Source organism: Bradyrhizobium sp. S69 (assembly GCF_009766005.1).
Classification (GTDB): Bacteria; Pseudomonadota; Alphaproteobacteria; order Rhizobiales; family Xanthobacteraceae; genus Bradyrhizobium.
On record NZ_LMUK01000041.1, the window covers coordinates 277,393 to 291,272 of the forward strand.

Annotated in this window: 13 protein-coding genes; 6 read left to right on the forward strand and 7 right to left on the reverse strand. The window is 62.9% G+C overall.

The window, feature by feature from the left end:
• The 6 genes from GSQ88_RS18780 to GSQ88_RS18805 form a co-directional block, all read left to right on the forward strand.
• On the forward strand, positions 1-1,351 hold a 1,351-nt coding region (locus GSQ88_RS18780), incomplete at its 5' end, for a class I adenylate-forming enzyme family protein (protein WP_246784865.1).
• Positions 1,352-1,418: 67 nt separating this feature from the next.
• On the forward strand, positions 1,419-1,877 hold the full coding sequence (locus GSQ88_RS18785; protein ID WP_246784866.1) for a hypothetical protein: 459 nt from the start codon (positions 1,419-1,421) through the stop codon (positions 1,875-1,877).
• 304 nt (positions 1,878-2,181) lie between these two features.
• Positions 2,182-2,835: a tetratricopeptide repeat protein gene (locus GSQ88_RS18790; RefSeq protein ID WP_159009219.1), complete on the forward strand. Its 654-nt coding sequence runs from the start codon at positions 2,182-2,184 to the stop codon at positions 2,833-2,835.
• A gap of 32 nt (positions 2,836-2,867) precedes the next feature.
• Complete coding sequence (locus GSQ88_RS18795) at positions 2,868-3,455, forward strand: hypothetical protein (RefSeq protein ID WP_159009496.1); 588 nt, start codon at positions 2,868-2,870, stop codon at positions 3,453-3,455.
• Between the two features lie 276 nt (positions 3,456-3,731).
• On the forward strand, positions 3,732-5,117 hold the full coding sequence (gene der / locus GSQ88_RS18800; protein ID WP_159009220.1) for a ribosome biogenesis GTPase Der: 1,386 nt from the start codon (positions 3,732-3,734) through the stop codon (positions 5,115-5,117).
• A complete protein-coding gene (locus GSQ88_RS18805; RefSeq protein ID WP_246784867.1) occupies positions 5,114-6,364 on the forward strand; it encodes a TCR/Tet family MFS transporter in 1,251 nt (416 codons plus the stop codon). The genes der and GSQ88_RS18805 overlap by 4 nt, the downstream gene beginning before the upstream one ends.
• A 7-nt stretch (positions 6,365-6,371) precedes the next feature.
• On the opposite strand, the gene GSQ88_RS35750 is transcribed toward GSQ88_RS18805, so the two are convergent.
• The 7 genes from GSQ88_RS35750 to GSQ88_RS18840 all read right to left on the reverse strand — a co-directional run bounded on the left by GSQ88_RS35750 (position 6,372) and on the right by GSQ88_RS18840 (position 13,859).
• Positions 6,372-7,346 carry an AraC family transcriptional regulator gene (locus GSQ88_RS35750; protein WP_159009221.1) on the reverse strand — a complete coding sequence of 325 codons (975 nt, stop codon included), beginning with the start codon at positions 7,344-7,346 and terminating at the stop codon, positions 6,372-6,374.
• A gap of 148 nt (positions 7,347-7,494) precedes the next feature.
• A complete protein-coding gene (locus GSQ88_RS18815; RefSeq protein WP_159009222.1) occupies positions 7,495-8,343 on the reverse strand; it encodes an outer membrane protein in 849 nt (282 codons plus the stop codon).
• A gap of 182 nt (positions 8,344-8,525) precedes the next feature.
• A complete protein-coding gene (locus tag GSQ88_RS18820) occupies positions 8,526-9,266 on the reverse strand; it encodes an SDR family NAD(P)-dependent oxidoreductase (protein ID WP_159009223.1) in 741 nt (246 codons plus the stop codon).
• 117 nt (positions 9,267-9,383) lie between these two features.
• Positions 9,384-10,922: an amidophosphoribosyltransferase gene (gene purF, locus GSQ88_RS18825; protein ID WP_159009224.1), complete on the reverse strand. Its 1,539-nt coding sequence runs from the start codon at positions 10,920-10,922 to the stop codon at positions 9,384-9,386.
• 17 nt (positions 10,923-10,939) lie between these two features.
• The gene (locus tag GSQ88_RS18830) at positions 10,940-11,572 is read right to left on the reverse strand and encodes a CvpA family protein (RefSeq protein ID WP_159009225.1); all 633 of its coding nucleotides are present in this window, start codon (positions 11,570-11,572) and stop codon (positions 10,940-10,942) included.
• Positions 11,573-11,730: 158 nt separating this feature from the next.
• Complete coding sequence (gene radA, locus GSQ88_RS18835) at positions 11,731-13,203, reverse strand: DNA repair protein RadA (protein ID WP_159009226.1); 1,473 nt, start codon at positions 13,201-13,203, stop codon at positions 11,731-11,733.
• 470 nt (positions 13,204-13,673) lie between these two features.
• Positions 13,674-13,859 (reverse strand): hypothetical protein, encoded by a 186-nt coding sequence (locus GSQ88_RS18840; RefSeq protein WP_159009227.1) that lies wholly within the window; start codon positions 13,857-13,859, stop codon positions 13,674-13,676.
• Between the last annotated feature and the right edge of the window lie 21 nt (positions 13,860-13,880).

Consider the following 13,880-nt stretch of genomic DNA (forward strand, 5'->3'; position numbering starts at 1 on the left):
CCGTATCGAGTTTGTGCTGACGATGTTCGCAGCAAGCCATGCCGGCCTGATTACGGTTCTGCTCGGCACCCGCCAGCAAAAGCCCGAGATTGCCTATGTGCTGACCGATTGCGGCGCTAGGCTCTTGATCCATGAAGCTGCGTTAGCCGACCGCGTACCCGAGGCTCGCGCCGTGCCGGACTTGCAGCATCGGATCGCCGTCGACGATGACGCGCGCCTGTCGCAATTCTCTAACCTCTGCGACAACGCCGCGCCGCCGCCGCCGGCCGAGGTCGCCGAGGAAGACACGGCGATGATCCTCTATACGTCCGGCACCACCGGACGGCCGAAAGGCGCGATGCTGGCGCATTGCAACGTCATCCATTCGTCGACGATCTTCGTTTCCTGCCTGCAACTGACTACGGCGGATCGCTCCATCGCCGCGGTGCCGCTCGCGCATGTCACGGGCGTCGTTGCCAATGTAATGACCATGGTTCGTTGCGCCGGCACCCTGATCATCATGTCCGAGTTCAAGGCGGCGGCCTATCTGCAGATCGCGATGCGCGAGCGTGTCACCTACACGGTCATGGTGCCCGCGATGTACAATCTCTGCCTGTTGCAGCCGGATTTCGACAGCTGCGATCTGTCGAGCTGGCGCATCGGCGGCTATGGCGGCGCGCCGATGCCGGTGGCGACGATCGAAAGGCTGGGTGCCAAGATCCCGGGCTTGAAGCTGATGAATTGCTACGGCTCGACCGAGACCACATCGCCTTCCACCATCATGCCCGGCGAATTGACCGCAGCCCATATCGACAGCGTCGGGCTGCCGTGTCCCGGCGCCGAGATCATCGTGCTCGATGCCGCGGGGCGCGAACTGCCGCGCGGCGAGATCGGCGAAATCTGGATTCGCAGCGGTTCGGTCATCAAGGGCTACTGGAATAATCCGGCGGCGACGGCGGAAAGTTTTACCGGCGGCTTCTGGCATTCGGGCGATCTCGGTTCGATCGATGCGCAGAATTTTATTCGCGTGTTCGATCGTCAGAAAGACATGATCAACCGGGGCGGGCTGAAGATCTATTCCGCCGAAGTCGAGTCGGTGCTCGCCGGTCACGCCGATGTGGTCGAGAGCGCGATCATCGCAAAGCCGTGCCCGGTGTTGGGCGAGCGCGTCCACGCCGTGATCGTGACGCGCAACAACGACGCCAGCATCGAGGCGCTGCGTGCCTGGTGTGCCGAGCGATTGTCGGACTACAAGGTGCCCGAAACGATCGCGCTGACCATGCAACCGCTGCCGCGCAACGCCAATGGCAAGGTGCTGAAGCGGCAATTACGCGACGCCCAATTACGCGAGGTTATGGCGCGCGCGCCGTAGCCATCGCGCGTCAGCACGCTTCCCGCGGAACGCCATCAACGCGTTGACGCCTCAATCGCACGATCTGATGATCTTAGCTGATTCGCGGCACGAACATTGCTTTGCAGAATGCGCTGGGAAAACTCAGGAGTGCGAAATGAAACGCATCGTCCTTGGCCTAGTGTTGAGTTCCGTGATGGGTGTGGTGAACGCTCGCGATCTCGGACAATGGGAAAATACCGATCCCGCCATCCGCGAGTGGTATCAAGCGTTGATGCAGCCTGATGTTCCGTCCGCCTCATGTTGCGGCGAGGCGGACGCTTATTGGGCAGACGAAGTTCATGTCAAAGGCGGCAAGACCTACGCGACCATCACCGACGACAGGCCGGATGAGCCACGACGGCGGCCGCATATCGATGTCGGAACCGAAATCGAAATCCCTGACAACAAACTCAAATGGGACAAATCGAATCCGACCGGACATGGCATCGTCTTTTTGAGCCGTGCCGGCTACGTCTTTTGCTACGTCCAGCCCGGCGGGGTCTGACACCCGTCAGGCTCCCTGGGCGAGGCTGCGAGACGGGGGCTGCCAGAGTGGACCATCCGGGCGAGGCCGCCAGACATGGTCGTCAGACTTGGCCGTCAGAAGCAACCGGCTCGACGCGGTCGTCCGCCGGCGGCTCGGCCCTCGCATCGCTTTGAATTAACGAAGAAAACATTGGAGTCACAAAGCCGGCGGCTTTGCCTTGCCGCCGCCATATCGCTAGGGTATCGCCGCCGCCACATGGGGGATAAAGAACATGCCGGATCGCGTAATCCGGCGTGATCTATCGGGGATTGGATAGCCTTAAGTGTCTGAATTATTTAATGAAGTCGACGAGGACGTCCGTCGCGACCAGCTCAAAAAGCTGTGGGATAAATATTCGATTTTGATCGTTGCGGCCGCGTTTCTGGTGGTCGCCGGCGTGGCCGGTTGGCGTGCCTACCAGTACTTCGAGACGAAAAAGGCCGCGGAGGCCAGCGTGGCCTTCGACAAGGCCGTGCAACTCTCGGAAGCGAGCAAGCATGCCGAGGCGGAAGCCGCCTTCAACAGCCTCGCGGCGACCGCGCCGTCCGGCTACCGGATGCTGGCGCGACTGCGGGCAGCCGGCGAAGCCGCGAGCCTTGATCCGAAAGCAGCGGTGAAGCTTTATGACGACATCGCGGCCGATCGCGGCATAGGCGTCCTGGAACAGGAACTCGCCAAGGTTCGTGCCGCTCAGTTGCTGGTTGAAACGTCGACCTATCCTGACCTGCTGACCCGCCTTGAACCCTTGACGGCGCCGGGCGCTACTTTTCGCCACACCGCGCGCGAGTTGCTGGCGTTGTCGGCCTGGCGCGCCAACGATGCGACGTCAGCACGAAAATGGCTGGATATGATTGCCAATGATGGCGAGACGCCGCCGGGGCTTCGCTCGCGCGCCGAAGCCCTGCAAGCGTTGCTGCCGCCGGTTGCAAAAAGCTGACGGTTGAAAAAAAGTTGAGTGAGAAATCGACCATGCGCCTGTCGCAACGTCTGATCGCCGCCACTGTTCTGATCGCGCTTTCCAGCGCGCTGGCCGGCTGCGGCGGTGGTGGCATCAGCAGTTGGGATCCCTCCGATATGCTGGATTGGCTCGACACCAAGAAAAAGCTCGAAGGCAATCGCAAGCCGGTTTTCCCCGAAGGCGTTCCCGGCCTCGAGCAGGGCGTGCCAAGGGATTTGTACAGGGGAGGATCTGCGCAAGATCAGCAGAACGCGCAGGCCGCCGCCGCTGCCGCGCCGCCCCCGGAAGCGCTCAAGCAGGCCGCTAAGAAGGGCAAAAAGAACAAGCCGCCGGCCGCCGCCAGCACGGCCGATCCCAATGCAGCCGATCCGAACGCGGCGCCTGATGCCAATGCGTCGGGTGAAGCAGCGGGCGACACCGCCGCGGCGCCGCCCGCGCCGAAGCCCAAGAAGATCGTCCGCAAGCGCACCACCGCGCCGCCGCCGGATCAGCAGGCGCAGCCGGCGCCATCGGCAGCGCAGCCGGCGGCCGCCACCGCGCAACAGCAATCCGCCGCGCCGTTCCCGGCGCCGATGCCGAGCAATACTTTCTCGCGCTAGAGCATGATCCGGAAAAGTGGAAGCCGGTTTTCCCTCGGGACAAATGCGAAGCGTTTGCCCGGAGATCATGCTCAAACTATAAGATGAACGATGGGCATGCTCAGCTTGGTTGCATGCTCTTCGTTCAATTTTTTAATCGCGTTGACCCCCGCGGCGATGCCATAGTCAGCGCATATTCGACCGCGGATGGATTGGGGCCGTCGGCGCCAACTTGATGGCGGGGCCAACCGCGGCACAATTTTACGGCATACGCGCTTGAGCGCGCAGGAATTCTTGATGTCTTTCATGATTGCCATTATCGGCCGGCCCAATGTCGGCAAATCGACGCTGTTCAATCGTCTGGTCGGGCAAAAGCTCGCGCTGGTCGACAACGAGCCCGGCGTCACGCGCGACCGCCGCGAGGGCGCGGCGCGGCTTGGTGATCTCGAATTCACCATCATCGACACCGCCGGCCTCGACGAGGGCGCCAAGGGCTCGCTGACCGCGCGGATGCAGGAGCAGACCGAGACGGCGATCGCGCTTGCCGATGCCTTGATGTTCGTGATCGACGCGCGTGCCGGCCTGACGCCGAACGATCGGGCGTTCGCCGACTTTGCGCGCCGTGCCAACAAGCCGGTGGTGCTGGTCGCCAACAAATCCGAAGGCAAGCATGGCGAAGTCGGCGCGATGGAATCCTATGCGCTGGGTCTCGGCGATCCGATCCAGATCTCCGCCGAGCATGGCGAGGGGTTGAGCGATCTGTACGACGCGCTGCGCCCGCTGATGCCGGAACCAGTGGAGGATTCCGAAGAGTTCGACGATGACGACATCATCGAAACCGACGAGGAGATTGCAAAACGGCCGATCCGCGTCGCCATTGTCGGCCGGCCCAATGCCGGTAAGTCGACGCTGATCAATCATCTGCTCGGCGAGGAGCGGCTATTGACCAGCGCCGAGGCCGGCACCACCCGGGATTCCATTTCGGTGGAAATCACCTGGCAGGGCCGCGAATTCCGGGTGTTCGATACCGCCGGGATAAGGCGGCGCTCGCGGATCGAGGAGAAACTGGAAAAACTGTCGGTGGCGGACGCGTTGCGCGCGGTGCGCTTCGCCGAGGTCGTGGTGCTGATGATGGACTCGCAGCAAAAGTTCGAGGAGCAGGATCTGCGGATCGCCGACCTGATCGAGCGCGAGGGCCGCGCCATCGTGATCGCGGCCAACAAATGGGATCTGATGGGACGCCAGTCCAGCCTGATTGCTGGCTTGCGCACCGATGTCGACCATCTGCTGCCGCAGATCAAGGGCGCGCCGGTGGTTGCGGTGTCCGGCTTGATGGGCGAGGGCATCGACCAGCTGATGAGCGCGATCGAACAGGCCTACGCGGTCTGGAACCGACGGGTGCCGACAGCCTCGCTTAATCGCTGGTTCGAGCAGGCGGTCGACAACAATCCGCCGCCGGCGGTGTCCGGCCGGCGTCTAAAACTGAATTATGTCACCCAGGCCAAGGCGCGGCCGCCGAGCTTTATCCTGTTCTGCTCGCGCGCCGATGCGGTGCCGCAGTCCTATCTGCGTTATCTCGTCAACTCCATGCGCGAGTTTTTCGAGCTGCCGGGCACGCCGGTGCGGATCATGCTGCGCGAAAAAGCCAATCCGTTCGCCCACAAGCGCAGACGGCCATCGTGAGCGAAGCGGCCGAACCTCACATCGGGTCCGGAGCCGCCGCCGCACGCGGTGGCGCAGTAGCGTTCATCTTCGTCACCATCCTGTTGGACATGTTCGCGCTCGGCCTGATCATGCCGATCCTGCCCAAGCTGGTCGAAAGTTTTGTCAGTAACGACACCGCTAGCGCGGCGCGGATCTTTGGTCTGTTCGGCACCGCATGGGCGCTGATGCAGTTCTTCTTCTCGCCGATCCTCGGCGGACTGTCGGATCGCTTCGGCCGGCGGCCGGTGGTGCTGTTATCGAATTTCGGACTGGCGCTCGACTACGTGCTGATGGCGCTGGCGCCGTCGCTGACCTGGCTGTTCGTCGGCAGGGTGATCTCCGGTATCACGTCGGCGAGCGTTTCGACGGCTTTCGCCTACATCGCCGATATCACGCCGCAGGAGCGTCGCGCGGCGGTGTTCGGCAAGGTCGGCGCGGCGTTCGGCGCCGGATTCATTATCGGGCCGGCGGTCGGCGGCCTGCTCGGGGGCTTCGATCCGCGGCTGCCGTTCTGGGTCGCCGCGGCCTTGAGCTTTGCCAACGCGCTTTACGGCCTGCTGATCCTGCCGGAGTCGCTGCCGCCGGATCGCCGCTCGCCGTTCCGATGGAAAAGCGCAAATCCGCTGGGGGCGCTGAATCTGTTACGCTCGAATCCAACGCTGGCGCGGCTATCGCTGGTGAATTTCATTGCCCAGCTCGCCCATGTGGTGCTGCCCTCGACCTTCGTGCTGTACGCGACCTACCGATATGGCTGGGACACCAGGACCGTCGGCCTGACCCTGGCGATCGTCGGCGTCTGCGCGATGGCGGTGCAGGGGGCGGGCATCGGCCCGATCGTCAAATGTGTCGGCGAGCGACGGGCGCTGTTGATCGGGCTTGGCTCCGGTGCCCTCGGCTTCCTGATTTTCGGGTTGGCCCCGAGTGGGCCATCGTTCTGGATCGGCATTCCGGTGATGGCGCTGTGGGGCGTTGCGGGAGCGGCGACGCAGGCGCTGACGACGCGCCTGGTCGCTGCGGACCAGCAGGGCCAATTGCAGGGAGCTACCTCCAGCGTGCAGAGCGTATCGCAACTGCTGGGGCCGTTTCTCTTCACGCTGACATTTGCCTATTTCATTGGCGCGCAGGCGCCGCTGCATTTGCCGGGAGCGCCGTTCCTGCTGGCGGCGGCATTGCTGTCGCTGGCGTTGCTCCTGGCGGCACGCACGATCGCGACGATGCGAAGCTGATCTTGTTTCAGAGAACTGTTTTCTGATGAATCGCGCCGTTCCGGACATCCGACGGCGTCGCGCCATAACGGCGGCGGAACGTACGGTTGAAATAAGAGAGGTCGCCGAAGCCGGCCTCATAGGCCACCGCGCTGATGCTGCGGTCGCCGAAACGGAGATCGACGAGCATGTGATGCGCGCGCGTCAATCTTCCGGCGAGCACCAGGTCGGTGAACGTCGTGCCGTTTTCCGCGAGCAACTGACGGATATAGCTCTCCGAGATCTGCTGGCTTCGCGCGACCTCGGCCAGCGTCAGGTCGTGATGTCCGAGCCGTTCGCGGATATGGTCCTTGATCGACCTGAAGCGGGCCGCGCGCAAGCCGCGTTCGTGCAGGCCTAGGCCGCCGTCGCCGCCGAGCAGCAGTGCCGCCAGGCTATGCATGTGGGTTGCTACCATGCGGCGCAGTTCCTCGGTCGCCAGTTCCTCCTGGTCATTGAGCATCGTGGCGTAGCCCACCATGAGCTTCAGGACACGGTTGTCTTTTGGAATCGGCCGCGCGATCAAGGCATCGATGTCGGCAACATGCGGCGCCAGCAGGTTTCGGCTAAGCCGCAAGTTGATCACGCGCGTCGAGGTCAGTCCGGTGAAGGTCGCTTCGGCGCCATTGGCCGTCAGCACGGCTTCACCTTCCTTGACCATGGCAACGCGGCCATATTGGCTGACCTCGCCAACGCCGCTCTGCATCACGACGAGGACGACGTCGTCATTGTCGAGCAGCGCGGGCGTGTGCCGATTGCGCATCGGCGACAACGTTCCGCTTGCCATCGCAAAGCCGGGCAGCGACCGCAGCGTCAAATCGATCGCGAGCGGGTGGCCGTCGAGTGGATCGATTTCGATGCCTAGGATTTCGCGGCCGAAAATCTCGCGAAACGCATCGAGGTCGTCATCATTGTGGAATGCCTCGGTAGAGACCCGGAGCGTCTTCATTTCGTCGTCCGTCATGCGTGCGGCTCAATTCCTTGTCACCTCCAGCGGCCTTTGGTCGCGTCATGGCGGGACCCGGTTCATGCCGAGCAGATATTTCGAAGACACAATAGATAGTTCGCGAGAGCGGAAAAAAGTTGCGTTCCGTCCTCGGTTCGTGCGGCGGTTATCTAAAGTTGTAGTTTACGCCGAACCGTAGCACGTTGTCGGTGACGTGCGAGCTGTAATTGCTGGCAAGCGTGCCGCCGCCGGAGGCAGGGATCGTCGTTGCGAACGACCCGGAGGTTCGGCCGAGGTCGACAAAAAGATATTCGAGCTTCGCGGTCCAGTTGCCGCCGATCGCGCCTTCGATGCCGCCACCGACCGTGTAACCGACGCGGGTCTCCGATGAAGAAAACGCAGAACCGCTGATGGTCTCACTGGAGTTGACCTGGCCATAGGCCAAGCCGCCGGTGGCGTAGAACAGGATCTGCGGGGTGACGAGCACGCCGCCCCGGGCGCGAACCGTTCCGAACCAGTCGATCTTCTGGGTGAGGGTGGCCGGGATCGCCAGACCGGGCGTGATCGTTGTCGTGGTGATGGTCGGCGGCGCGGCCGCGAAGAAACCAGGCGCCGTCCTTGTCGTGGTCGTGACCGTCGAGGGCGTGCAGACCCCGGTCGCGCAGTTGATATCGCGGCTGCCGCGCTCGCCGGTGCCCTGGATGTCGCCCTCAAGGCCCCACACCCAGCTCTGCATTTGCCAGTTGTAGCCGGCCTGGCCGCCGCCCACGATGCCGTCCAGGTTCGAACTGCCGATGCTCGTGGAGAGCGATGTGCCGGCGCCATTGGTAAACGAGGAGGTGTCGCTCGACCGGCCCCAGCTATAGCCGAGATTGCCGCCGAGGTAGAACCCGGTCCAGTTGTAGCCCGGATCCACATAGACCGGCGCCTTGGTATAGACCGGTGCGGGAAGATCGGCTGCCAAGGCCGAATTGGCGCCAAACAATCCAGCTAGAACCGCGACAATGAATTTCATCGGAACAACCCTCGTTGCAATCAGGGCTGTCGTTGTAATGGGTTAGCGAAAATCGGCTTGGACTGGCCGTCACTGGCCTTGGACTCGGCGCTACCCCCGGACGATTGAGCCGTCCTGTTGCCGATAGGAGACATTGGCGAGACCGCCGCCGCCATCGACCAAGCAACAATGACGAGAAATGGTCACGCCGGCGCGCGGAAACTCAGCAATGTGCGGGTCTTGTAATCGTAGAATTTGCCGGTCTCGGTCCAGGACGGCGCGCACATCGGAACGATGAATTCGGCAGCCTGTTCCGGGGTGTCGAGCGTCATCGGATCTTCGCCGGGAAATACCGCCGCGCGCATCCGGGTGCGGATCGGGCCGGGGCTGAACAAATTGACGCGAAGGGATGTCGTTGCGGTCTCATGCGCCCACACCCGCGCCAGCGCTTCGAGGGCCGCCTTCGAGGCCGAGTAGGGACCGAGATAGGCCTGCGCCTTGTTGGAGGCCGCGGACGTGACGAACACCGCGCGACCGGCGTCGGATTGTTTGAGCAGCGGCTCCATGCAGCGGATCAATTGAAAATTCGCGGTGACGTTGATCGCCATCACGTCGGTCCACGGCTTCACTTCGATATGGCCAAGCGGCGAGGAGGGGCCGGCGACGCCGGCATTGCCGACGAAAATGTCGAGCTTGCCATGACGTTCGTGCAGCGCCGCGCCCAAGCGGGCGATGCCCTCGAAATCGGTGAGATTGAGCGGCACCAGCGTGGCGCTGCCGCCGACTTTGCGGATCTCGTCGTCGAGTTCTTCGAGGCCGCCTTGCGTCCGCGCCACGGCAACGACATGCGCGCCGGCCTTTGCGAGCGCGATCGCCGTGGCATAGCCGATGCCGCGCGAGGCGCCGGTGACGAGAGCGATGCGGGAGGCGAGGGATTGGGGCATCTTGGGATTCCGGCTCAGAACACGAAACGTCATACGCGGGCTTGACCCGCGTATCCATCGAAAGAAGCTCTAAATGTCAGATGGATTGCCGGGTCAAGCCCGGCAATGACAAAGCTGCTAGCTTGCCTCCGCCAGCAGCGACAATTGCCGGGGCTGGGGTTCGACCTGGGTCTGGTCGGTGAGATGGGTCGGATAGGCGCCCGTAAAACAATGATCCGAGAATTTCGGATTGGCGGGATCGCGGCCGGGCTCGCCCATCGCGCGGTACATGCCGTCGATCGACAGGAACGCTAGCGAGTCGGCGCCGATGATCTCGCGCATCTCCTCGATCGAGTGGGTTGCGGCCAACAGCCCGTCGCGATCGGGCAGGTCGATGCCGTAATAATCGGGGTACAGGATCGGTGGCGAGGCGAGACGGAAGTGGACCTCACGGGCGCCGGCATCGCGCATCATGCGCACGATCTTTTTCGAGGTGGTGCCGCGCACCAGGGAATCGTCGATCAGGATGATGCGCTTGCCTTCGATCGCGGCACGGTTGGCCGAATGCTTCATGCGCACGCCGAGTTCGCGCACGCTCTGGGTCGGCTGGATGAAGGTGCGTCCGACATAGTGGTTGCGGATGATGCCGAGCTCGAACGGCACACCGGAATACTGGCTGTAGCCGATCGCGGCAGGCACGCCGGAATCCGGCACCGGCACCACCACGTCGACTTCGGGATGGCTTTCACGCGCGAGCTGCGCGCCGAAGGCCTTGCGGACTTCGTAGACCGAGCGGCCGCCGACGATCGAATCCGGCCGTGCGAAGTAGATGTATTCGAAGATGCAGGGCCGCGCCGGCTTCGGCGGGAAGGGATTGTGGCTGTGGGCGCCATGCTCGTCGAACACGATGATTTCGCCGGGGGCAATGTCGCGGACATATTTGGCGCCGATCATGTCGAGCGCGCAGGTTTCCGACGCCAGGATCGGGCAGCCGTCGAGTTCGCCCAGAACCAGCGGCCGGATGCCGAGCGGATCGCGGGCGCCGACCAGCTTCTTGTTGGTCATCGACACCAGCGAATAGGCGCCCTCGATCGCGCGCAGCGCCTCGATGAAGCGATCGATGAAGCGGCTGCGCTTGGACTGCGCAACCAGATGCAGGATCACTTCGGTATCGGTGGTGGATTGCATCATGGCGCCGTTGCGCACCAGTTCGCGGCGCAGGGTCAGGCCATTGGTCAGGTTGCCGTTGTGGCCGACCGCGAATCCGCCGGCATTGAGCTCGGCGAACAGCGGCTGCACGTTGCGCAGGATGGTGGCGCCGGTGGTGGAATAACGGACATGGCCGACCGCGGCGCTGCCGGGCAGGCGCTCGATCACTTCGCGGCGGGAAAACGTATCGCCGACCAGACCGAGCCGGCGTTCACTGTGGAATCTCGATCCATCGAACGAGACGATGCCGGCGGCTTCCTGGCCGCGATGCTGCAGGGCGTGCAACCCGAGCGCGGTAATGGCGGCGGCTTCCGGGTGGCCGAAGATACCGAACACGCCGCATTCCTCGCGTAGCGTGTCGCCTTCGAGATCGTCCTGCAATTCGATCCCAAAATCCTGCCCAGGATATGGCCCGGGGTTTTGGGCCAGTTGTTCGGCGTCGTCGGAAGGGCTCTGTATCTCGTCCATCGCGCCTCTCTATTGGCCTACTTTTGGCCTGCCGGTTTCTCGATCAGCTTTTTCAGGCTGTCGCGGGCAGGCTTGCTATAGCCATCACCGCTCGCCGGCGCTGCCGGGTCGGTGTCAGTTTGTTCGTCGTCGGGCTTATTCTTCTTGAATCTCTTTAAGATGGTGTTTTCGGGGTCATCCGGCAAGAGCGCCATCAGCCAATCCCCGGTTCCTTGCAGCACCACCCGGGATTTGGCCCCGGTCACCCAATCCGGCCGCTGCTTGTCCGGGACCAGCCAGCTGAAGAACATGAAGGCGACCACCACGATCAACAGGCCGCGCGCCAGTCCGAACAGGAATCCGAGGGTGCGGTCGAGCGCGCCGATCCGGGAATCCAGGATCATGTCGGAGATCCGCACCGTGATGATGGAGACCACGATCAGCGTGCCGATGAAGACGCCGGCGACCACGACCACGCTCGCCACCGTGTCGTTGTTGAAATAGGTCTTGGCGGTCGGCAGCAGCTTGCCGAAGGCGTACAGCGTGACCAGGGCGGCAGTGCCCCAGGCGGCGATCGACAGGATCTCCCGCATGAAGCCGCGCACCATCGCGAGCAGGCCGGAGATCAGCATCACTCCGAGCAGGACGAGATCGAGTATTGTTATGGGCATCGGCTGGTCAGGTCCGCTCGTGAATTCAAAACCGCGAATCGGCTTGTCGGTGCCGCCCTAAGTGACGGGCATATGGCACGTACCGCAAGGCTGGAAATCGGCCGTTCCACGCCTTGCGCGGGTTGTATAGCGGCGAGGCCCGGACAGGTCACGTCCGACTAGCGCCCATCACGCCGGAATCTGGCGGGTGTGGCATTTTTCTCCGGGGTATTTTCGCGATTTTCGTCCTGATTTCCCCGATTTGCTCTGGGGCTGCCCCTTGCGGCGATATCCGCTACCAGGCTGGTCAATCCGCCCACGGTGGTAAGGGCGAGGCCGGAATCGCCGCCGACGTCGCCGCGCGCCGATTCGGGCAGCACCGCGCGGCCAAATCCGAGCTTGGCTGCTTCCTTCAGCCGGGCCGAGGTCTGCGCCACCGGGCGGACCGCGCCGGACAGCGAAATCTCGCCGAAATACACCGCATCGGTCGGCAACGGCGCGTTGACCAGCGACGACACCAACGCCGCGGCGGCGGCCAGATCCGCCGCGGGCTCCTGGATCCGCAGGCCGCCGGCCACGTTCAGATAGACGTCGTAGCCGGAGAGCTTGACGCCGCAATGGGCCTCCAGCACCGCCAGCACCATCGAGAGCCGGCTGGGGTCCCAGCCCACCACCGCCCGGCGCGGCGTGCCCAGCGTGGTCGGCGCCACCAGCGCCTGCAATTCCACCAACACCGGCCGGGTGCCCTCGATACCCGCGAACACCGCCGTGCCGGGGCTGCCGAGGTCGCGCTCCGACAGGAACAGTTCGGACGGATTGGAGACCTCGCGCAGGCCAAGCCCCGTCATCTCGAACACGCCGATTTCGTCGGTCGGGCCGAACCGGTTCTTCATCGCGCGCAGGATGCGAAAATGCTGCGAGCCTTCGCCCTCGAATGACAGCACCGCATCGACCATGTGCTCGACCACGCGGGGACCTGCGATCTGGCCGTCTTTCGTCACGTGGCCGACCAGGATGATCGCAGCGCCGGATTTCTTGGCGAAACGTATCAGCGCCTGCGCCGAGGCGCGGACCTGCGTCACCGTGCCGGGCGCGGATTCAACCGTATCGGTCCACATGGTCTGGATCGAATCGATCACGATCAGCCGCGGCACCGCGCCTTCGGACAAAGTCGAGACGATGTCCTCGACCGAGGTTTCGGCGGCGAGCTGCACCGGCGCATCCGCAAGTCCAAGACGCTCGGCGCGCAGCCGCACCTGCGCCACGGCTTCTTCGCCTGATATGTAGACCACGCGGTGGCCGGCGCGCGCCATCAGGGAGGTCGCCTGCGTCAACAAGGTCGATTTGCCGATGCCGGGATCGCCGCCGACCAAAAGTACCGAGCCGCGGACAAAACCGCCGCCGGTGACCCGATCGAGCTCAGCCATTCCGGAGGACAGGCGAGGGGCGTCCTGGCTCTTGCCGGTCAGCGATTCCAGCGCGAACTGCCGCCCCTTGCGCTTGGAGCGGATCGAGACCGGCATCGTGGTGGCGCCGGTGGTGTCCTCCTCGGCCAGCGTGTTCCACTCGCCGCAGGATTCGCACTTGCCCTGCCAGCGATTATACGCCGCGCCGCAGTTCTGGCAGACAAAGGAGAGGGTGTTCTTGGCCATGGGAAGGTGCGGTCGCTGTTTGCGGATTCGGCGAGCTTCATAGCACGATAATCCGAAATGTTTTACCATTTGTTTCTGTTTTGTTCTTATTTCCTCGTTTGGTAACTGGCCCCTTTCCATCCGCCGCTCACGGAGTGGTCCCTTTTGATTTTAAGGGTGGTCCGTTTTGCTCGGAACCATTTGCAGGCCATGCGAGTTAGGTTTGCCCGCTTAACTTTGGAGTTCCGTAAAAATGGGTCAATTGAAGCATGCAGCTGTCGCCGAGGAAGAAAATCGCGAAATGCGATGGTCATATGTTGCGCGGCGAGAGGGATTTTTCTGCTCCCGATGCGGGGAAACGCCGATATTCGCAGAGCGGGATGGATACTTTCTGACCGGTCGATGCGGAGAGTGCGCCTATCGACATGCGAAACTTATGAGGGGCTAATTGCCCCTGGACGCGGCCTCTTTTAACCCGCTCGGGAGCACGCTTACTTGGTTTTGGTGATCTCGTAGCCGTGCTTTTTAAGAGCAATTAGAACAGCATTTGTTAGCAGGTCGCACTCTTCGTTGCTTTTATAAATCTGATCCCATCGGGTGCCGCTGTCACGATCAGGATAATCGACAAAAGCGCTGTGCATGGCAGCGGCCATGATCTTTTTGATTTCATCTAGCATCTTAAATCACCTCTAAGGCTG

What these genes read in the sequence shown, in the direction of transcription:
- GSQ88_RS35750 (WP_159009221.1), bottom strand. Translation starts at nt 7,346, where the DNA reads ATGACGGACGACGAAATGAAGACGCTCCGGGTCTCTACCGAGGCATTC.
- GSQ88_RS18795 (WP_159009496.1), top strand. Translation starts at nt 2,868, where the DNA reads ATGCGCCTGTCGCAACGTCTGATCGCCGCCACTGTTCTGATCGCGCTT.
- der (WP_159009220.1), top strand. Translation starts at nt 3,732, where the DNA reads ATGTCTTTCATGATTGCCATTATCGGCCGGCCCAATGTCGGCAAATCG.
- GSQ88_RS18840 (WP_159009227.1), bottom strand. Translation starts at nt 13,859, where the DNA reads ATGCTAGATGAAATCAAAAAGATCATGGCCGCTGCCATGCACAGCGCT.
- GSQ88_RS18785 (WP_246784866.1), top strand. Translation starts at nt 1,419, where the DNA reads ATGATCTTAGCTGATTCGCGGCACGAACATTGCTTTGCAGAATGCGCT.
- GSQ88_RS18815 (WP_159009222.1), bottom strand. Translation starts at nt 8,343, where the DNA reads ATGAAATTCATTGTCGCGGTTCTAGCTGGATTGTTTGGCGCCAATTCG.
- GSQ88_RS18820 (WP_159009223.1), bottom strand. Translation starts at nt 9,266, where the DNA reads ATGCCCCAATCCCTCGCCTCCCGCATCGCTCTCGTCACCGGCGCCTCG.
- purF (WP_159009224.1), bottom strand. Translation starts at nt 10,922, where the DNA reads ATGGACGAGATACAGAGCCCTTCCGACGACGCCGAACAACTGGCCCAA.
- radA (WP_159009226.1), bottom strand. Translation starts at nt 13,203, where the DNA reads ATGGCCAAGAACACCCTCTCCTTTGTCTGCCAGAACTGCGGCGCGGCG.
- GSQ88_RS18830 (WP_159009225.1), bottom strand. Translation starts at nt 11,572, where the DNA reads ATGCCCATAACAATACTCGATCTCGTCCTGCTCGGAGTGATGCTGATC.